Raw genomic sequence first — 19,237 nt, 5'->3', positions numbered from 1 at the left:
GGGTCGGTGTTGAACCGGCCCCTCAGGCCACCAGTTCGCGCAGGATGTCGCGGACGGCCTCCAGGCCGGCTCGCGGGTTGTCCCAGAAGACCATGTGTCCCGCGTCAGGGATCTCCACCAGGCGCGCGCCGACGTTCGCGCGGGCCGCCTCCTGCGCGCCGAGGGCGCTCACCACCGGGCTGTCCGCGCCGTACACCAGGACGGCGGGCGCGGGCACCGACGGCCAGAAGTCGAAGAAGTCCTCGCTCTCGAAACCCCGGTGGGTCTCGGCGACGGCGTCGTCGCCGCAGCTGGTCAGCCATCGCGCCCTCAGCTCCTGCTCCCGCCGTGGCCACCGGGGCCAGGACCGGGCGACCTCGTCGGCGTCGGTCCCGCGCCGCGCCTGCTGGAGCTGGCCCTGGAACGCGGCGAGCGTGGTCGGGTACGGCCCGCGCCCGGGACCGCTCATCGGCGGATCCACGAGCACCGTCCCGCGCAGCGCGACCTGTCCCTTGGCGGCCGTCAGGCCCGCGATGCGCGCCCCCATCGAGTGGCCAAGCAGCACGGCGCCGTCGAGTCCGAGCTCCGTGATCACTGCCTCCGTGTCGGCGGCGTAGTCCTCCAGCGTGTACGACGGGCCGTCGTCGGAGAAGCCGCGGCCCCGCACGTCCAGGACGATGGGACGAACCAGGCCGGTCAATTCGCGTGCGACGAAGTCCATGGCGATCGCCGGGCTGGTGATCCCGGGCAGGACCAGCACCGGCACGCCGTCGCCGCCGTAGTCGAGGGCATGCAGCCGGATCGGGCCGGAGGCGACCCACCGGCTTCGCGCGGGCACGCCGGCGAGATCCGCGAGGGCCGGCTGGGTGAGGATGCGTTCAGACATCGAGGGTGACTCCTTGGGCGAGCTCGACGAGGTAGCCGGCGGCCTCCGCGAGGTCGACGACGTCGCCGTACTTGGCGTGGATGTCGAAGAGGTTGGCCTCATGAGGGCCCGGCGCGCGGTCGCCGACGCATTCGCGCGGCACCAGCACCGAGAACCCGGACTGGACGGCGTCCACCGCGGTGGCCCGTACGCAGCCGCTGGTGGTCGCGCCGCAGACCAGGACGGTGTCACGGCCGAGCCCGGTCAAGAGCGAGGCGAGGTTGGTGCCGAAGAAAGCGGAGGCCCCCTTCTTCACCACGAGGACGTCTTCGGCGCGGCGCGGAAGCCGTTCGTCGATCGCCACCGCGGGGCTCCCCTCGCGCATGGCGCGCATGCCGGGGGCCTTGTGCAGCCAGGCCACCGCCTCGCCGTCGGCCTCGGCCGGCGTGTAGGCGATCGTGGTGAAGACGACCGGGACCCGCGCCGCGCGGGCGTGCCCGATGAGCGTCGCGGTGGCGGCGACCACCTCCGACAGGTCGGATCCCGAGGGATGGGCGGGATCGGTGAAGCCGTTGGTGAGGTCCACGACGACGATCGCCGGACGCTCGCCCCGGCGCGCCGGAGCACCGAAGCCGGCGTGCGCGTAGGTGTCGTCGGTCCGCTGGCCGTACATCCCGTCAGCCACGACGCAGCTCCTTGATCAGCTTGGCCTGGGCGCTCACCTTGCCGAGCAGCCAGCCCTGGAAGAGGCCGACCGCGAAAGCGGCGGCGATCGGCGCGTACCTGGCCACGCCCGGCGGCACCAGCATCGACAGGCCGTCGAGCTCCTCCGCCGCTCCCGGGGCCGTGACGACCGCGGGGGCCGCCGTCGGGCCACCGGAGCGGTCGGCCTCGATCAGGGCGGCGAGGTTCCCGGCGAACTGCCGCAGCAGCTTGTCGGAGACGGCCGTGATCGCGCCCTTGCCGAACTGGACGATCTTTCCCCGGATCAGCAGGTCGGTCCGCATCCGCAGCACCGCGCCACCTGCCAGCTCCTCCACCGTCAGGGTGACCTCGGCCTCGGCGTCGCCACCGCCGTGGGTGTCGGCGCCCCGGCCCTGCAGCCGCAGCCGGCGCCGGCCCGGGTCGACCTCCAGGAAGCGCACGGTCCCGGCATATGTGGCGGTGATGGGGCCGACCTTGACCTTGACGCCGCCCCGGTAGGCGTCGCCGTCGCGGCCGTCGAGCGCGGCGCCCGGCAGGCACGTCACGACCCGTTCCACGTCGTTGATCAGCGCGAACACCTCGTCCGGCGAGGCGTTCACCGCGATCTCGTTGTCCAGGATCATCGGGGTTCCCCCACTTCGCGGCGCCGCCCTCGGGCGCAGTCCTCGATCGCGTCGACGATGGTCTGATAGCCGGTGCACCGGCAGAGGTTGGCCGACACGACCTCGCGGATCTCCGCTCTGGTCGCGTCAGGCCGCTCGGCGAGAAAGCCCTCGGCGAGCATCAGGAAGCCGGGCGTGCAGAACCCGCATTGCAGGCCGTGATGGGCGGAGAACGCCCGCTGGAGGTCGTTCATCTCACCGCTCTCGGCCAGCGACTCGACCGTGCGGATCTCCTGGCCCTCGGCCTGGGCCGCGAAGATCAGGCACGCGCGCGCCGGAGCGCCGTCGAGCAGGACGGTGCAGGCGCCGCAGACGCCGTGCTCGCATCCGACATGCGTGCCGGTGAGGCCGAGCCGGTGCCGGAGCACGTCCACCAGCGTGTGCCGGGACTCCACCACCAGGTCGTCGTGCCGCTCCCCGTTCACCGTCAGGCTGATCAGCAGTTTCTCCGTCATGCGTTCGCTCCGATCGCGCGCTGCACCGTCTCGGGCCGGATGGGGGTGTCGTCCAGCTCCACCCCGGTGGGGCGCAGGGCGTCGTTCACGGCGTTGAGCACCGCTGCCGGGGCGCCGATCGTGCCGCCCTCCCCGGCGCCCTTCGCCCCGCTCTCGGTGAACGCGCACGGGGTCTCCAGATGGCGGATCTCGATGTCGGGGATCTCGTTCGCCGTGGGCACCTTGTAGTCGATGAAACTGGCGCACGACGGCTCACCCTGCGCGTCGTAGGTCACCTCCTCGAACAGCGCCCCGGCGATGCCCTGGGCGATGCCGCCGCGGCACTGCCCCTCGACGACCTGCGGGTTGATGGCGACTCCGCAGTCCTCCACGCAGACGTACCGCAGGAACTCCACCCGGCCGGTGCCGGGGTGCAGCTCCACGACCACGCCGTGGGCCGCGTTGGAGAACGTCCCGTCGCCGTGCACGTCGAAGGACGCGCTCGCGGTCAGGCCGGGCTCCGCGTCCTTGGGGAGCAGGTTGGCCTTCAAGTAGGCGATGCCGGCCAGCTCCCGATAGCGCAGGGCACGCCCATGGTCGTCGCGCCTGCGTACGTGCCCGTCGTGCAGCTCGACGTCGTCGGTCTCCAGCAGGTGCGCGCCCAGGTGCAGCAGCCGGTCCGCCAGCTTGGTGGCCGCCCGCGCGACCGCGCTGCCGCCGATGGTGGCCGACCGGCTGGCGAACGTCCCGAACCCGTAGGTGATCCGGTCGGTGTCGCCCTGATGGATCTTGATCTGGGCGAGGTCCAGGCCGAGCCGGTCGGCGACGATCTGGGCCAGCGTGGTCTCGTGGCTCTGCCCGTGGCTCATGGTCCCGGTCGTCACGGTCACGCCGCCGGTGAGGTCCATCTTGATCTCGGCGAGGTCGAAGCCCGGCACCACGGCCATCTTGCGCTTGGCGAACGCGCCGGAGCCGTATCCGGTGCGCTCGCTGAAGCAGGAGTAGCCGATGCCGAGGAGGCGCCCCTCGGCGGCCGCCTGTTCCTTCCGCTCGTACCAGCCCTCGTCCCTGATCATCCGCTCGCAGAGGTTCAGCGATTCCAGGTAGGAGCCCGGGTCGTAGGTGACGTCGTTGATCCCGGCGTACGGGAACTCGGTGATCAGGTTCCGCCGCCGGATCTCGACCGGGTCCAGACCCAGCTCCCGGGCCGCCCGTTCGAAGACCCGTTCCACGACCATGACGATCTGGGGCCTGCTGACCCCCCGGTACGGCGCCGACGGCGCCTTGTTCGTGGTGACGGCCCGGCCGCGGACCCGGTAGGCGGGCACGCGGTAGACGCCCGGCAGCTCCGCCGACGCCATCAGCGGCTCGATTCCGGCGGTGAACGGGTAGCAGGAGTAGGCGCCCATGTCGCACACCACATCGGCGTCGAGGGCGAGGATCCGTCCGCCTTCGTCGAACGCCGCGCGCACGTCGTAGCGCTGCTCGCGAGCCAGGAACGAGGCGGTGAGCGCGTCCCGGCGGTCCTCGATCCACTTCACCGGGCGGCGCAGTCGCAGGGCCGCCGCCCCCACGGCGATCTCCTCGCGGCCGACGACGCACTTCTGCCCGAAGCCGCCGCCCATGTCCGGCACCACCACCCGGACGCCCCGTTCGCCGAGGCCGAGGCACTCGGCCAGCACCGTGCGGACCTGGTGCGGGACCTGGGTGCAGGTCTGCACCAGGAGCTGCTCCTCGCGCGGGTCCCAGCTCGCGACGGCACCCCTGGTCTCCAGCGGCAGCGCGTTCTGCCGGCCCGTCCTGGACCGCACGCGCACCACGCGATGGGCCGCGGCGAAGATGTCGTCGATGCCCTCGGTCGCGAACATCGACACGTCCACCAAGATATTTCCGGCGGCCGCCGCGTGCACGAGCGGTGCGCCCGGAGCGAGCGCCTGCTCCTCCGAGAGCACCGGCGTGCCCGCCTCGTAGGTCACCCTGGCGGCCTCCAGGCCGTCCTCCACGGAGTACGCGTCCTCGGCGAGCACGATGGCGATCGGCTCGCCGACGAAGCGGACCCGGTCCCGGGCGAGGACGGGCATCGCGGTCGGCACGAATTCCGAAAGCGGCCGGTCGAGGACGGCTGTGATGTCTTCGATCTCCAGGTCCCCGGCGGTGAAGGCGGCGACGACTCCCGGCACGGCCAGCGTTCCTGACAGGTCGACGCCGGTCACGGTCCCGTTGGCGATCGTGCTGCGGACGAACTGCGCGTGCAGCATGCGGGGAAGGTGGATGTCGTCGACGAACCTTCCGTTCCCGGTCAGCAGCCGCGGATCCTCCCGCCGGGCGGCCGACCTCCCGACCCAGCTCATCGCAGCATCGCCTCCTCGCAGGCCCGGACGAGCAGGGTCCTGGTGAGGGCCCTGCGGTAATCGGCGCCGCCGCTGCCGTCCGCCGGCGGGTCGATGGCCGCCGCGGCGGCCTCGGCGCATTCGGCGAACGTGCCGCCGCGCGCGAGCACCGCCTCCGCCTCCGGGACCCGCAGCGGCACGGGGGCCACGCCGCCGAGCACGACGCGTTCCGCGTCCAGGTCGACGGCGGCGGCCACGACGGCGTAGTCGCCCCGCCGCTCGGCGAACTCGGTCAGCGCGGCGTGCGGCGCGGGCCGCGGGAAGACGACCTCGACGATCATTTCCTCCGGCTCCAGCGCCGTGGTGAAGAAGCCGAGGAACAGCTCCTCGGCCGGGACCAGTCGGAGTCCGGCCGTCCCCTGGACGACGACCTCGGCGCCCAGCAGGACGGCGAGCAGGCACCACTCGGCGGTGGCCTCGCCGTGGGCGAGGCTGCCGCCCACCGTGCCGCGCGTGCGGATGGGCAGGTGCCCGATCCATCCCATCGCGTCGCGGAGCACGGCGAAGCCGGGATCGAGCGGCGCGTTCTCCACCTGGTGGTGCGTGGTCAGCGCCCCCAGACGCAGCACGCCGCCGTCGGTGCGGATGTAGGCGAGCTCGCCGCGCAGGCCGCCGAGGTCGACCAGGTGAGCCGGGCGGGCGAGGCGGAAGTTCATCATCGCGACCAGGCTCTGGCCGCCTGCGATGTACTTGGCGTCCTCGCCCAGCTCGGCGAGCAGGGCGACCGCTCCGGCGACGTCCCTGGCACGGTGGTAGGTGAACGGCGCGGGTTTCATCACGTCCCCATGGGCACCACGTCGCCGGCGGGCTCGATGATGTGGTCCAGCTTCCGGCCCTTGGTCTCCGGCGCGGCGGCGGCCATCCACAGCACGACCGCCAGCACCACGACGCCGAGCACGACGAAGGTCATGGTCAGGCCGAGCACCGGCCAGAGCACGCTGCCGAAGATCAGCGGGATGAAGCCGGAGGCCACCCGGCTGACCGATGAGGCCCAGCCGAACCCGCTGGCCCGGATTCGGGTCGGATACAGCTCGGCGATGTAGGCGTACAGCACCGGGATGGCGAGCTGGATGATGAAGCCGAAGACCCCGAGCCACACCAGCGCGGCGGACCTGATGTCGAGGGACGCCGCGAAGGCCACCAGTGCGGCCGCGGCCACCGGCGCCGACACCCCGATCACCCACTTGCGGCCGACGGCCTCGATCAGCCAGGCGGAGACGAGCACGCCGACGATGCCCACCGCGCTCATCAGGGTGGTTCTGGCGAAGGCCGCGTAGTCGCTGTAGCCCCCCGACTTGAGGATCGTGGGCATCCAGCTCAGCGCCACGTAGTACGTGGTCATCACGGCGATGAACAGCAGCCAGGCAACGGAGGTCACCCGCGGGCTGAAGCTCCAGACCTGGCGGAGCTGGTCGAGCGCCGCCCGCATCTTCCCCGAACCGGCCGCTTCCGCGGCCGGGGCCTCGATGACGTACGGCTCGGCGGGGGCGCCGGTCCGGGCGACCAGATCGTCGATGACCGCGCGCGCCTCCTGCTCACGACCGTTCTTGGCCAGGTAGAGGGGCGATTCGGGAATGCCACGACGCACCCAGAAGAGCAGCAGCGCGGGCAGGATCATCACGGTGAGCATCCAGCGCCAGTTGCCCTGCACCGGAGACAGCACGGTGGCGACCACTCCGCACAGCGTCGCGCCGATCGGCCACCAGACGTCCATGGCGGCCAGGATCTTGCCGCGCAGCCGGCTCGGCGAGAACTCCCCCACCAGCGCGTAGTCGACGGGGATGCAGCCGCCCAGACCCACCCCGGCCAGGAAGCGGAACACCAGGAAGATTCCGTAGCTGGGGGCCAGGGCGCCGACGACGGAGAAGAGCGCGAAGATGAGCAGGGTCAGGCTGAAGGCCCGCTTGCGGCCCACGCGGTCGGCGATCGTGCCCCACATGACGGCGCCGACCGCCATGCCGATGAGGTTGGCGGTCGCCACCAGGCCCCGCTCGCCGACCGACAGGCCGAACTCGGTGCCCAGCAGCGGCGTGAGAAACCCGTTGAGTGCGACGTCCCAGGCGTCGAACATGTAGCCGAGGCCACCGATGATGAAGATCTTGCCTTGGACAGGCCATTTCCACGGCAGGTCCTGGACGATCTGGTCTCCTGTTTTCATGATTTTCCACCCTGATGTGAGGTGTTCGGGGGGAGACGGGAGCGCGGTAGGGGACGCGTCCCCAAGGGGTGGCCGGACCGGCCGGTCCGCGGCCCGGTCAGTCGTGGAACTGGTAGGAGAAGGTTTCTTCGTCGGGGTCGTTCAGCGGGGTGCCACGCCACAGCCACCGGTAGGAGACGTCGGACTCGCCGTCGAACCGCTTGAGTTTCTCGTCGCGGGCCCGCTGCTCGGGCCCGTCGGGCAGGTGGTAGAAGGACATGTTGCGCCAGGCGGCGTCCTGGACCATCCCGGCGTGCTTGGCGCGGCGCGCCACGTACCGCATGAGGGCGGCCCGGATGCCCTCGGCAGGAACGGCGCCGAGCTCCTCCGCGATCACGGCCGCGTCCTCCATCGCCTGCGAAGCGCCCTGTGCCTGGTAGGGCAGCATGGCGTGGCAGGCGTCGCCCAGCAGGGCCACGTGGCCGTCCACCCACACCGGGTCGCGGCGGCGGTGGTACATGGCCCATGCGGAGATGTCGCCGTCGGCCTTGGAGAGCATCGCGGCGACCCGGTCGTCCCAGCCGGGGAAGGCGTCGATCAGCTCGTCCACCGTGGCGGGAACCGTCCACCGCTCCTCTACCTCGGGCGAGCAGGGCACGATCGCGACGACGTTGAGCCACTCGCCGCCGCGGATCATGTAGTGGACCAGATGCCGGTCCGGGCCGTACCAGATGGTGCTCTGGAAGCGGTCCACCAGCCAGCGCGTCACCGGATCCGCGGCGATCTTGTCTCCGGGTATGAGCACGCGGTAGGCCATCTCGCCGGAGAAGAGCAGGTTGCCGGGCAGGCCGAGCGCGTCGCGTACCCGGGACCTGATGCCGTCCGCGCCGATCAGGACGTCCGACTCGTACCGGTCGCCCGCGGCGGTGACCGCGACGGGCCGGACGGGGTCGGTCCGGTCGACCGCCACGACCTCGTTCCCGGTCCGCACGTCCACCACGGGGCCGGGCCGGTCGTCGTCCACGCACGCATCGAGCAGCACCTTGTGCAGGTCGGCGCGATGGTAGTGCCAGTAGGGGGCGTTGTACTCGCGCTTGCAGAACTCGCCCAGCGGGGTCAGTCCGATCACGCTGCCGTCCTGCCAGCGGCGGCGCACCTGGTCCAGGGGCTCGGTGTGGATCTTCTCGAGGGCGGCGCGCAGCCCGAGCCCGAGCAGGATGCGGCTGGCGTTCGGCGCGGTTTGGATGCCCGCGCCCACCTCTCCCAGCTCGGCGGCCTGCTCCAGGACCGTGACGCGCAGGCCGCGCTGCCGCAGTGACAGCGCGGCGGTCAGCCCGCCGAGGCCACCGCCGACGATCGTGACCTGGTACGACTGACTCACCTGGCTCGCCGCCAACGCTCCTCCAACTCTTCGGAATATGATCACGGATGCCGTCTCCACCGCGAGGCCGGCATCGGTCCGGTCGTTCTCCGGGCATGCGGATCACAGCCATCCCGCCATCGCGGCGAGCCTCGGGGCGGTGCCCGACGAAACTAATCCGAACACGGACGATCTGGAAAAAGCAAGAGATGCCGCCGGATGTAACTCCAGCGCAACGGGAGGAGCAGGCGGGACACCCGGGCTTTACCCGCCGCCTGCGGGCGACGTCATTCGTCGCCCATGAGCGCCTCCCACTGGGCCGCCAGCGCCGTGATCTCGCGCAGCACGCGCTCCCGCTCCGCCTGCGAATAGCCCTTCAACAACTGCTCATCGAGCTCTCGGGCGCGCCGGTTCACCTCTTCGAGGCGCCGCGACCCCGCCTCGGTCAGGTGCAGCAGCTTGCGGCGGCCGTCGTGCAGCGCGGTGTGCCGGACGATCAGCCCGTTGTCCTCCAGCCGGCGGACGATGTCGGCCATCGTGGACCGGTCGAGCGCCACCGACGAGGCGAGCGACCCCTGGTCCACGCCGGGATAGTTGTCCACCGCGGTGAGCACCGCGAACTGCGGGCCGGTCAGGACCGGGTCGACCGCGCGCGTCCACAGGGCGACATAGGACTGGTAGAGCCGCCGGGCCACGTAGCCCGGCGCGGCGAGGAGCTCAGCAGGGGTGGTGATCGCCTCTCCGCCGGCTCCCCTCGCCGCCGTCGTTTTACCCGCTTCACGCGCCATGCACCTACCTAACCATGAAGCCGCCGGGCGCCTTCAATCGCCTGGACCGACTCCCCGCGAGCCGGCCGATTCGCGGTGGCCCTGAGGATCCTCTAGGGCAGGACTACGCGTGGAGTGTCCGTGAGCGGTGGGAGCAACGTCCACTTCCGGGCCGGGGCCAGTGGTTGCGCCGTGATCAGCAGCCCGCTCTTCAGGCGCTCCTCCACCACCCGGCTCCCGTAAACCTCTCCGGAAACGGGCGTCACGACGACCGCGAAGTCGCCCTTCGCCTTGAGCCGTACGTTCCTCGTCCGTCCCGCCGGCACGTTCACCTCGAACGGCTGCTCCGCCGCCCCTTTCCCCGGCACCACCTGCACCCGCACCTTGCCGGGCCCGCCGAGCGCCGTGAGGACCAGCCGGGAACCGGTGCCGTTGCGGGCGACCGCGCTGCCCAGATCCAGGGAGGACGTGCCGGCGGTGAAGGCGATGTCCGAGCGCTGCCCGGTTCCCGTCAGGACCAGGCCGGCCACGATGGGGGTCGGTGAGGTGAGGACCAGGGCGCCCGAGGAGCCGCCCAGTCCGATGGTCACGTCGACCGAGACGACGCTGCCGGCCGGTACGTCGATCGACTCGCGGCCGCTCATGGCGTACTCGGCCTCCTCGCTCACCGCCTTGAGCTGGACCACCGCGTCGGTCTCCCCGGGGGCGGCGACGAGGAGTTCGCGGCGGCCGCCTCCGCCCGGGATCCCGGGTACGACCACGCGCGTCGCGGGCGGTGCGGCGGCCGGGAGCCAGTCGACGCCCCCGGTGCCGAGCGTGGTCCTGGCGGCCACGGCGACGCGGCCGAAGATGGCGGTGACGCTCACGGCCATGATGTCGGCCGAGGGGGCGAGCGTCTTCAGATCGATCTCCCGGTGTTCGCCGGGGGCGATCTCCAGGCCCGTTCCCTTGTCGCCGGAGACCGGGCCCTCGGCGGCGTGGACGTGTACGTCGGCCAGCGCAAGCGCCTTGTCGGCGTTCGTCAGGTGCAGGATCACACTGGCGTTCGCGGGTCCGGGGCCGAGCAGCCAGGTCGTGGGGGTGGGCTCGGTGCAGCGGACGCCGGCCAGGCCGCGCCCGGCGCCACGCGTGGTGCGGGTGGTGTAGCCGGCCTCCAGCTCGGCGGGGCCCTTGGTCACGTACGGCTTGCCGTTCGCCATCGCCTCGTGCGTCAGGGTGCCGGGCAGGTAGACGCCGACCTTCTCGCCCTTCGCGCCTGGGCATACCGCGGTGACCGATTCGACCGGCACCCTCCGCGGCCCGTCGGCGACGGGGGCGGCAGGGGCGGGCCTGGTGACGTACGCGACGCCGTACATGGCCGCCAAGGCGACCACGACCAGCACGAGCAGGCCGAACCTGTTCTCCGCGAACGCCTTCATGACGCCCCCGCGACCAGGACCGAGGGAGCCGGCTCCACGACCTCCTGAGCGCGCCGCCCCGGCGCGGCCAGGACGGCGGCCACCAGCACCAGCAAGCCCTGCGCCCACAGCCACGGCCGGTGCAGAGCGCTCTCCGGCTGGGCGGGCACGCGGGTGACCGGTTCGATCACGCGCCACAGGCCGCCCGCGTCCGACAGGCTCATGCGCTGCAGCGACGGCTGCGAGTCGAGCGTCTTGACCAGTTCGGGCGCGACGGGTGGCGCCACGGCCACCATCGCGACGCCGTGCTGCGCCAGCGTGGCCGCGTCCCCGCCGCGCCCGCCCGCGAGCCCCTGCGCCGCCGTGGCGACCCGGGCGCGCGCGTCGGACGCGACGGGCAGCTCCGATTCGCCGATCAGCGGGGTACGCCCGTGCAGCACGGTGAACCCGGACCCCTTGATCACCAATGTCCGTTCCCCATGGACGGTACGTGAGGCCGCCAGAGCGGGGAGCACATCGGGCGCGTTCCCTGTGAGCGGTCCCCGTACGCCCGTGACCACCCAATAGCCGGCGGCCAGCAGCGGCGTGCTGAACGCCACCGCCACCAGCACGGTCGCCCCCAGCCGCCGGAGCCCGCCGCCGGCGCGCAACTCGGTCAGCCGGTGCGCGGTCAGGCCCACGAGGACCACCAGCCCCGCCCCCGCGAACGCCAGCGGCGCGCCCGGCCAGGCCCGCGCGCCCTCGACGGTGACGCGGCCGACCAGGATCGCGGCCAGCACGCCGTACAGGGCGAGGCCCCAGCCGATGGCGACGATCACGCGCTGGCGGCGCATGAGGAGCGCGGCCAGCGCGGCCACCATCAGGCCGGCGGTCACCCAGAACGGCGGCAGCCCGGGCCCGCCGGGGCTGAGCGCCAGCAGCGACTCGGGGGTCAGGGCGGCGCCCACCAGGGCCGAATCGTGCAGCCCTGCCTCCAGCAGCAGCTTGCCCGGGTCCGTCACCAGCGAGGCCAGCCACGGAAACAGCAACGCCACAGGGAAGAGGAACGCGATGGCCATGGACGTCAGCAGGTCCCGCCGCCGCGCCACGCCGTCGCGCCGCGCCACGCCATCGCGCCCCGCCGCACCATCGCGCCCCGCCACGCCGTAGCGCCGTGCCGCGCGGGCCCGCCGTGCCAGGCCGCCCCGCCAAACCACTGCCAGAGCCACCGCACCGAGCACCGCGACCAGCGGATACACCAGCGGCACGAACGCCGTCCCCACCGCCAGCAGAAGCCCGAGGGTCCAGGCGGCGCGACGGGCGCGGCGCCGCTCGGCGGACAGCAGGATCGTGGCGAGCGAGGCGTAGACCGGCACGAGCACGAACACCACCGCCGTGCCCAGCCGTCCCCCCGCGATCGCGCCGGACGCGACGGGCAGCAGCGCGTACGTCCCCGCCGCCCACGCCCGCGCCGGCACCGCCGGGACGATGTGCCGGGTGGCCAGGTACGCGGTGGCGCCCGCCAGCGGCACCGAGCCGAGCAGCAGCACCGAGACGGCCAGCCACGTCTTGCCGAACGCGAGCGTGGACAGGGTGGCCACGACCGCGACGTACGGCGGCGCCCAGGCGTCCGAGCCGAGCCCGATGTCGTGGAAGCCCTCCGTGTAGAACGCCCAGAGGTCCCCGGCACCACCGGCGACCGGGACCAGCGCGCCCCCGCCGAGCCGTTCGCCGCCGAGCAGCGACCGCTCGGCGACCAGCGAGATCGCGGTCAGCGCGAGCATGAGCACGACGCCGGGGCGGGCGAGGAAGCGCTTGACCGCGCCGGTGTCCGGCGGCACGACCTCGTCGTCCTCCGCCACGGACGCGTGGTGGTGGCGACCGGCCGAGTCGACGGGGGCCTCGCCGGCGAGAAAGCTCTGCACCATGTCGACCAGCCGCCGGTAGGCCGCGCCGCGAGGGGTCATCAACCGCTTTATGCGGATATATCCCTTCTTGCGGCCGTCGCGGCGGGCCCGACGGGCCCTGAGCAGCCGGAACGGGTGCACCAGCACCGAGCCCATGGCCACCATCTCGTCCAGCGCGTTCGCGGGCTGCTTGCTCACGATGAACAGCAGCGTGCGGAAGGCCGACCCGAGCACGTTCCGCAGCAGCGCCCACAACATCGCGCGGAACGGCAGGTTCGCCATGACCACGAAGATCGCGTTCCGCCGGTCGAGCCGGCGCGGGTGGTCGCCGCTGACAGTGATGCGCCGCCGCCTGCGTGCCGCCGCCTCGGCGTGCCAGGCCACCGCAGCCGTCACGATGACTACCTTGTGGCCGGCGTTGCGTACCCGCCAGCACAGGTCGAGGTCGTCGCGGAACAGCGGGAAGAACGGATCCAGCCCGCCGGCCCGCTCCCACACGTCGCGGCGGATCAGCATCCCGGCCGTGGACACCGACAGCACCTCGCGCGTGCCGTCGTGCTGCCCCTGGTCGAACTCGCGCGGCTCCAGCCCCGTGTCCCTGCGCCCGGTACGGCCCACGGTCACGCCCACCTCGAGCAGCCGCCGCCGGTCCAGCCAGTCGCGCAGCTTCGGGCCGAGCACGGCCGCCTTGGGGTCCTGCTCGGCCGCGGTGAGCAGGGCCTCCAGCGCGCGCCTGTCGGGGGCGCAGTCGTCGTGGAGCAGCCAGATCCACTCGTCGGGCCCGTACGAGGGAAGTCTGCCGAGCGCCTCGGCGACGGACTCGGCGAAGGCGGTCGAGCGCGGCAGGGAGATCACGTTGCCGCTGCCGAACGTCTGGGCGAGCAGGTCGGCCGAGCCGTCCCTGCTGCCGTTGTCGACGCCGGCCACGCGGTCGGGCCTGCGGCTCTGGCCGGCCAGAGCCCGCAGCGTCTCCCCGAGCCAGCGCGCGCCGTCGTGGGCGACGACGATCGCGGTTACGCAGGGACGGGCCATGGGGGTGACTCCTGGGGGGATGATCAGGCGCGCTCACCCTACAGGGGAGAGCCGATCAGAAGATGCGAAAAAGGGTCACACGGCGGCCCCGCGTGACCCCTTCGCCTCTATGACTAAACGGCCTGGCGCTTGATTCGTCTGCGCTCCCGCTCGGACAGTCCACCCCAGATGCCGAATCGCTCATCGTGCTCGAGTGCGTATTCGAGGCACTCGGCACGGACCTCACAAGATCGGCAGACCTTCTTGGCCTCTCGGGTGGAGCCGCCTTTCTCCGGGAAGAACGCCTCCGGATCGGTCTGCGCGCACAACGCGCGCTCCTGCCAGCCGAGTTCTTCAGCGTCAAGCTGATCCTGTGCGATGACCGGATCGGTCACTGCACACCTCCCTGCCGCCCGCCCGCAATGGAGCCCCCCATGGACGCCTTCCTTATTACCCACCCACTGGAAGGCGTAACAACATGGTTGTAATTACACGCGCGTGCCGTAGCTGACGTCAAGCGGCATGCGAGTATCCGGGGAAAGACCAGATCTCGCCCCGGTGTGCTTGGCATGTGATGTTCGCACCCGGCAGACACCCATCTGCATGGGGTCGGCCTGGCTTGTTCAACGCTGTCAGCGGTCCGAACCGTACCAGGGCGGGATAGACGCCCGCCCGTGGCCCACCTTCTCTCTAGCCGTTCATTGCCGCTCCGTTACCTGCGTGGATCGTTGGGCGTGTATATGGCGGTCGGGTCGATGGGATCGTCTCCGGGGCGGCGCGGTTCGCCGCCGAGGGCGTCTCCCCTGAGTGACGGGTCCAGCCGTATCGTGGACTCCGCCTGCCCGTCGGTCCAGCCGGTGGGTGCCTGGTGGGTCGGCTGGTAGGAGCGAGGCTCGTACGCTCCCATCTGAGGTTCGTACGCGCCCTGCTGAGGCTCGTACGCGCCCTGCTGGGGTTGCTGCGGATGGCCGAACGGGTCGTCGTACGACCCGGGCCGGTCGGCGTAGTCCGGCACCCGCAGGTCGGGCGTGGTGCCGGCGGCCGTCGAATGCTGGTACGTCTCCGCCTGCTGGTATGCGTCCAGGAGCTGCTGGGACCGCGGGTCCACGGGCGGGTCGGGCTCCTGGTACGCGGCCGGGGTGGAGTATTCGGAGCCCGAATAGCCGGTGAACGGCGTGCCGCCGCCCTGCTGCGGCTGGTCGAACGCGCTCTGCCCGAAGTACGGCTGCGGCTCCGCCGGCGGGTACGGCACGCTCGGGGAGGTGTCGCCCGTCGGGTAGGCCTGGTCGACCGGGGCGGCGAAGACGCCGGGCCCGGGGTCCGGCGGCGCGTACGGGTTCTGCTGGTCCGCGGCGGCGGGCGGCGCATAGGGGTTGGGCTGGTCGTTCGCGGGGGACGCGTACGGGTTCGGGCTCGGCTGGCTGTAGTGGCTCGGCTGGCTGTCGGCCGGGACGTACGGGGCCGGCTGGTATTCGGCGGCGGGCGGAGTGTTGTACTCCTGGGCCGGAGGGGTGTTGTACTCCTGAGCCGGGCGGTCGACTCTCGGCGCCGTGTCGGCGGGCGCGTAGGCGGCCTGACCGAAACTCGAATCCGGGCCGAAACCCGAATCCTGCCCCAACCCCGGGTTCTGCCCGAACCCGGAGTCCTGGCCGAAGCCTTGCGGCGGGTAGGCGGTCTGGTCGGGCTGGCCACCGCCGAACCCCTGCGGCTGCTGGTCGGCGAGAGCCGGCGGCAGCGCGCCCCTGATCGGCTGCTGGTAGGGCTCCTGCCGCTGCGGCGGAGCGTACGAGGACTGCGCAGGCTCGGCGAACGGCGGGTATCCGCCCTGCTCGGGCTGCCCGCCACCGAAGCTCGGAGGCTGCTGCCCATAGCCGTTCTGCTGCCCTGAGGGAGGCTGCTGCCCGTAAGCGCCGAAAGGCTGCTCCTGCGGGCCGGGCGGGGGCTGCTGACCCGAGGGAGGCTGCTGGCCGTAAGCGGCGGGGGGCTGCTGGCCGTAAGGAGGCTGCTGCCCCGACGGGGGCTGCTGGCCGTAGCCGGGACCGGGCTGGGGCTGCTGCCCGTACGCCGGAGGGCCGCCGGCGTACGGCGGTTGCTGGCCGAACTGGGGATGCGGGTAGACCTGCGCGACCGGACGCTCGGGCAGGACCTGCGGGATCAGATAGACCAGCGCGACGGCGGTGAGCGCCAGCGTGGGCACCCCCAGGAGCACGAACTCGATCGTCGCGCGGATCCCGCCTCCGGCGAACAGGCCGAGCAGCAGCGCCAGCATGCCGAACACCGCGCCCAGGAGCAGTCCGACCGCCGCCCCGTACGTGATCGGCTTCGCCTTGGGCGACGGTTCCCCGACCTTCGTGACCAGCAGCACCGCCCCCAGCAGCAACGCCGTCACGACCGGACTCGTCAGGCTGGAGAAGTTTGAACCCGCGCGATCCATGAAGGACGAGCCGGACGAGCCGATCAAGATGTGGCCGATCGCCAGCAGCACGTTCACCAATCCGGCGACGAGCATCATCCAGGCGGCCGGCTCCCTCAGCCGGGCCACGTCAAATTTGCTCACAAGTACCCCCATCGGACCCTTTAGCCCGAAGGGAGTTTGCCACATCGCCCTGACACTCTGCCGGAGTCCCAGGAACCCCATACATCTCAATTCGGCCTATACCGGCCAGTACGCCGTCTCACCCGGGGAAACCCACTCCCCCGGCAGCACTGCCGGAGGCCGGTGAAAGACTGGGCCGCATGCACATCCTGTCACTCGCCGGCGGCATCGGCGGCGCCCGTTTCCTGCGCGGCCTGCGCGCGACCGCGCCGGCCGCCTCGATCACCGTCATCGGCAACACGGGTGACGACATCACCCTGTTCGGCCTGCGCGTCTGCCCCGACCTCGACACCGTGATGTACACCCTGGGCAACGGCATCGACGAGGAGCAGGGCTGGGGCCGGGCCAAGGAGTCCCACGTCGTCAAGGAGGAGCTCGCCGCGTACGGCGTGGAGCCGCAGTGGTTCGGGCTCGGCGACCGCGACTTCGCCACCCACATCGTCCGCTCGCAGATGATGGAGGCGGGCTACCCGCTCTCGCAGATCACCGAGGCCCTGTGCGCGCGCTGGCAGCCGGGCGTGCGGCTGCTGCCGATGACCGACGACCGCTGCGAGACCCACGTGGTGATCGAGGACGAGCACGGCAAGCGCGCCATCCACTTCCAGGAGTGGTGGGTACGCCTGCGCGCCTCCGTCCCCGCCCAGTCGTTCGCGCTGGTCGGGGTGGACACGGCCAAGCCCGCGCCGGGCGTTCTCGAGGCCGTCGAGCAGGCCGACGTGGTCATCCTGCCGCCGTCCAACCCGGTCGTGAGCATCGGCACGATCCTCCAGATCCCCGGCATCCGCGCCGCCCTCACCGCCAAGACCGTGGTCGGCGTCTCGCCGATCATCGGCGGCGCGCCGGTGCGCGGCATGGCCGACGCCTGCCTGAGCGCCATCGGGGTGGAGACGACGGCCCAGGCCGTGCTGGAGCTGTACGGGTCCGAGCTGATCGACGGCTGGCTGGTGGCGGAGGAGGACGAAGGGGTCGCGCTCGACGGCGTCCGGGTGGTCGCCCGCCCGATCCTCATGCACGACACGGACGCCGCCGCCGACATCGCCCGCACGGCCCTCGACCTCGCCCTGGAGCTCGCCCGATGACCAGCCCCGCACCCCCCGCCGCGGCGTTCCCGCGCCGTCCTGAGGAGACCGCACGATGACCTCTGCCGAACACGTGAACACCCCCCGGCGTCTCGAGGTGATCCCCGTGGCGGGCATCGGCGAGGTGCGGCCCGGGGACGACGTGGCGGCCCTGCTCATGGACGCTGGCCTGCGCGACGGCGACATCGTCGTCGTCACCTCCAAGATCGTGAGCAAGGCCGAGGGCCGGATCCGCCAGGCCCCCGACCGCGTCCAGGCGATCGAGGACGAGACCGAGCGCGTGGTCGCCAGACGCGGCGACACCGTGATCTCCCAGACCCGCCACGGCTTCGTCATGGCCGCCGCCGGGGTCGACGCCTCCAACACCGAGCCCGGCACCGTCCTGCTCCTCCCCGAGGACCCTGACGCCTCGGCGAGACGCATCAGGGCGGGCCTGGCCGCACGGGCCGGCGTGATCATCTCTGACACGTTCGGCCGGCCGTGGCGCAACGGGCTCACCGACGTGGCGATCGGGGCGGCGGGCGTGCGAGCGCTGGACGACTTCCGGGGCACGTCAGACGGATACGGCAACCCGCTCAACGCCACCGTGACGGCGCTGGCCGACGAGATCGCGGGCGCGGCGGAGCTGGTCAAGGGCAAGCTCGACGGCGTTCCCGTGGCGATCGTGCGCGGGCTGCCCCACCTGGTCACCGACGACGACGGGCCGGGGGCCAGGCCGCTCGTGCGGGCGGCCGACGACGACCTGTTCCGCTACGGGTCGCGGGACGTCGTGTTCGCCCGCCGTACGATCAGGGAGTTCTCCGACCTGCCCGTCGATCCGGAGGCGGTACGCCGGGCGGTGGCGGCGGGCATCGCCGCGCCCGCGCCGCACCACACGACCCCGTGGCGGTTCGTGCTGGTCGAGTCGCCGGAGACGCGGACGAAGCTGCTCGACGCGATGCGCGAGGCGTGGATCGCGGACCTGCGCGGCGACGGGTTCGGTGAGGAGTCGGTCGCCAAGCGGATCAGGCGCGGTGACGTGCTGCGCAACGCTCCCTACCTGGTGGTGCCGTGCCTGGTGATGGACGGGTCGCACACCTACCGCGACGACCGGCGCAACGCCTCGGAGCGGGAGATGTTCGTGGTGGCGACCGGCGCGGGGGTGGAGAACTTCCTGATCCAGCTCGCTGTCGAGGGGCTCGGCTCGGCGTGGGTGTCGTCCACGATGTTCTGCCGCCCGGTCGTCCGCGAGGTGCTCGATCTGCCGGATTCCTGGGACCCGATGGGCTGCGTGGCCGTGGGTCACGCGGCGGCCCCGCCGCGTGATCGCGCGCCCCGCGACCCGGCCGATTTCATCGTGACGCGCTGACCGGCTTTCAGAACAAGGGTAAGCAAGCAGTTTACCCTTAGGAAAGTTTCCTTTACATTTGGGCCATCCCCCCATGTAAAGGAGCCGCTTTCATGCGAAGGACGCTCACGTTAATCGCCGTGGTGGTGATCGCCGTCGCCACCACGCTCTTCAACACCACCCCGGCGTTCGCGCACGGGTACGTCAACTCGCCCCCGAGCCGGCAGGCCAACTGCGCCCAGGGCAAGGTCCCCAACTGCGGCAACATCATCTACGAGCCGCAGAGCGTGGAGGGCCCGAAGGGGCTGCGCAGCTGCCACGCCAACCTGTCGCAGTTCGCCCAGCTCAGCGACGAGAGCAAGCCCTGGCCCGTCGCCTCGGTCGGCACCACGGTGACCTTCACCTGGACGTTCACCGCCAGGCACGCCACGGCCAACTACGAGTACTACATCGGCAACACCAGGGTGGCCGTGTTCAACGGCAACGGCCAGCAGCCCCCGCAGACGGTTTCGCACACGGTGAACCTGTCCGGCTACTCCGGCCGCCAGAAGGTCCTGGCGATCTGGAACATCTCCGACACCACCAACGCCTTCTACTCCTGCATCGACGTGCGGATCGGCGGCGGCACCCCGAGCCCCACCC

16 protein-coding genes are annotated in these 19,237 nt (G+C 71.8%); 3 read left to right on the top strand and 13 right to left on the bottom strand.

Annotation, left to right across the window (positions count from 1 at the left end; genetic code table 11):
- Nucleotides 1–22 precede the first annotated feature (22 nt).
- From EJK15_RS13690 to EJK15_RS72740, 13 genes are all read right to left on the bottom strand, one after another.
- On the bottom strand, nt 23–865 hold the full coding sequence (locus tag EJK15_RS13690; protein WP_138710775.1) for an alpha/beta fold hydrolase: 843 nt from the start codon (nt 863–865) through the stop codon (nt 23–25).
- The gene (locus tag EJK15_RS13685; protein WP_276615392.1) at nt 858–1,529 is read right to left on the bottom strand and encodes an isochorismatase family protein; all 672 of its coding nucleotides are present in this window, start codon (nt 1,527–1,529) and stop codon (nt 858–860) included. The genes EJK15_RS13690 and EJK15_RS13685 overlap by 8 nt, the downstream gene beginning before the upstream one ends.
- On the bottom strand, nt 1,522–2,172 hold the full coding sequence (locus EJK15_RS13680; RefSeq protein ID WP_138710774.1) for an SRPBCC family protein: 651 nt from the start codon (nt 2,170–2,172) through the stop codon (nt 1,522–1,524). The genes EJK15_RS13685 and EJK15_RS13680 overlap by 8 nt, the downstream gene beginning before the upstream one ends.
- Nucleotides 2,169–2,666, bottom strand: a complete 498-nt coding sequence (locus EJK15_RS13675; protein ID WP_138710773.1) for a (2Fe-2S)-binding protein — start codon at nt 2,664–2,666, stop codon at nt 2,169–2,171. Before EJK15_RS13675 ends, EJK15_RS13680 begins: the two co-directional genes overlap by 4 nt.
- A complete protein-coding gene (locus tag EJK15_RS13670; RefSeq protein WP_138710772.1) occupies nt 2,663–4,996 on the bottom strand; it encodes a xanthine dehydrogenase family protein molybdopterin-binding subunit in 2,334 nt (777 codons plus the stop codon). The genes EJK15_RS13675 and EJK15_RS13670 overlap by 4 nt, the downstream gene beginning before the upstream one ends.
- Entirely contained in the window at nt 4,993–5,811 is an 819-nt protein-coding gene (locus EJK15_RS13665) for an FAD binding domain-containing protein (RefSeq protein WP_138710771.1), read from the bottom strand. The genes EJK15_RS13670 and EJK15_RS13665 overlap by 4 nt, the downstream gene beginning before the upstream one ends.
- Nucleotides 5,811–7,193 carry an MFS transporter gene (locus tag EJK15_RS13660; RefSeq protein WP_138710770.1) on the bottom strand — a complete coding sequence of 461 codons (1,383 nt, stop codon included), beginning with the start codon at nt 7,191–7,193 and terminating at the stop codon, nt 5,811–5,813. Before EJK15_RS13660 ends, EJK15_RS13665 begins: the two co-directional genes overlap by 1 nt.
- A 97-nt stretch (nt 7,194–7,290) precedes the next feature.
- Complete coding sequence (locus EJK15_RS13655) at nt 7,291–8,568, bottom strand: FAD-dependent monooxygenase (protein ID WP_240776952.1); 1,278 nt, start codon at nt 8,566–8,568, stop codon at nt 7,291–7,293.
- Nucleotides 8,569–8,819: 251 nt separating this feature from the next.
- Complete coding sequence (locus tag EJK15_RS13650; RefSeq protein WP_138710769.1) at nt 8,820–9,320, bottom strand: MarR family winged helix-turn-helix transcriptional regulator; 501 nt, start codon at nt 9,318–9,320, stop codon at nt 8,820–8,822.
- A 92-nt stretch (nt 9,321–9,412) separates the two neighbouring features.
- On the bottom strand, nt 9,413–10,717 hold the full coding sequence (locus tag EJK15_RS13645; RefSeq protein ID WP_138710768.1) for a DUF5719 family protein: 1,305 nt from the start codon (nt 10,715–10,717) through the stop codon (nt 9,413–9,415).
- Nucleotides 10,714–13,614 (bottom strand): glycosyltransferase, encoded by a 2,901-nt coding sequence (locus tag EJK15_RS13640; protein WP_138710767.1) that lies wholly within the window; start codon nt 13,612–13,614, stop codon nt 10,714–10,716. Before EJK15_RS13640 ends, EJK15_RS13645 begins: the two co-directional genes overlap by 4 nt.
- Before the next feature lie 113 nt (nt 13,615–13,727).
- Entirely contained in the window at nt 13,728–13,988 is a 261-nt protein-coding gene (locus tag EJK15_RS13635) for a WhiB family transcriptional regulator (protein ID WP_020546325.1), read from the bottom strand.
- 317 nt (nt 13,989–14,305) lie between these two features.
- Nucleotides 14,306–16,150 carry a hypothetical protein gene (locus EJK15_RS72740; protein ID WP_206060833.1) on the bottom strand — a complete coding sequence of 615 codons (1,845 nt, stop codon included), beginning with the start codon at nt 16,148–16,150 and terminating at the stop codon, nt 14,306–14,308.
- A 179-nt stretch (nt 16,151–16,329) separates the two neighbouring features.
- Here EJK15_RS72740 and cofD point away from each other — a divergent pair, with 179 nt between their 5' ends.
- From cofD to EJK15_RS13615, 3 genes are all read left to right on the top strand, one after another.
- A complete protein-coding gene (gene cofD / locus EJK15_RS13625; protein WP_138710766.1) occupies nt 16,330–17,268 on the top strand; it encodes a 2-phospho-L-lactate transferase in 939 nt (312 codons plus the stop codon).
- Between the two features lie 55 nt (nt 17,269–17,323).
- Nucleotides 17,324–18,616, top strand: coding sequence for a coenzyme F420-0:L-glutamate ligase (locus EJK15_RS13620; protein WP_138710765.1), 1,293 nt, complete (start codon nt 17,324–17,326; stop codon nt 18,614–18,616).
- 92 nt (nt 18,617–18,708) lie between these two features.
- Nucleotides 18,709–19,237: lytic polysaccharide monooxygenase auxiliary activity family 9 protein (locus EJK15_RS13615; RefSeq protein WP_138710764.1), on the top strand; the 529-nt coding region annotated here is incomplete at its 3' end.

Source organism: Nonomuraea basaltis (assembly GCF_005893125.1).
Lineage (GTDB): Bacteria > Actinomycetota > Actinomycetes > Streptosporangiales > Streptosporangiaceae > Nonomuraea > Nonomuraea basaltis.
The sequence above is the reverse complement of the archived record's forward strand: the minus strand, read 5'-3'. Positions and strand labels throughout refer to the sequence as shown.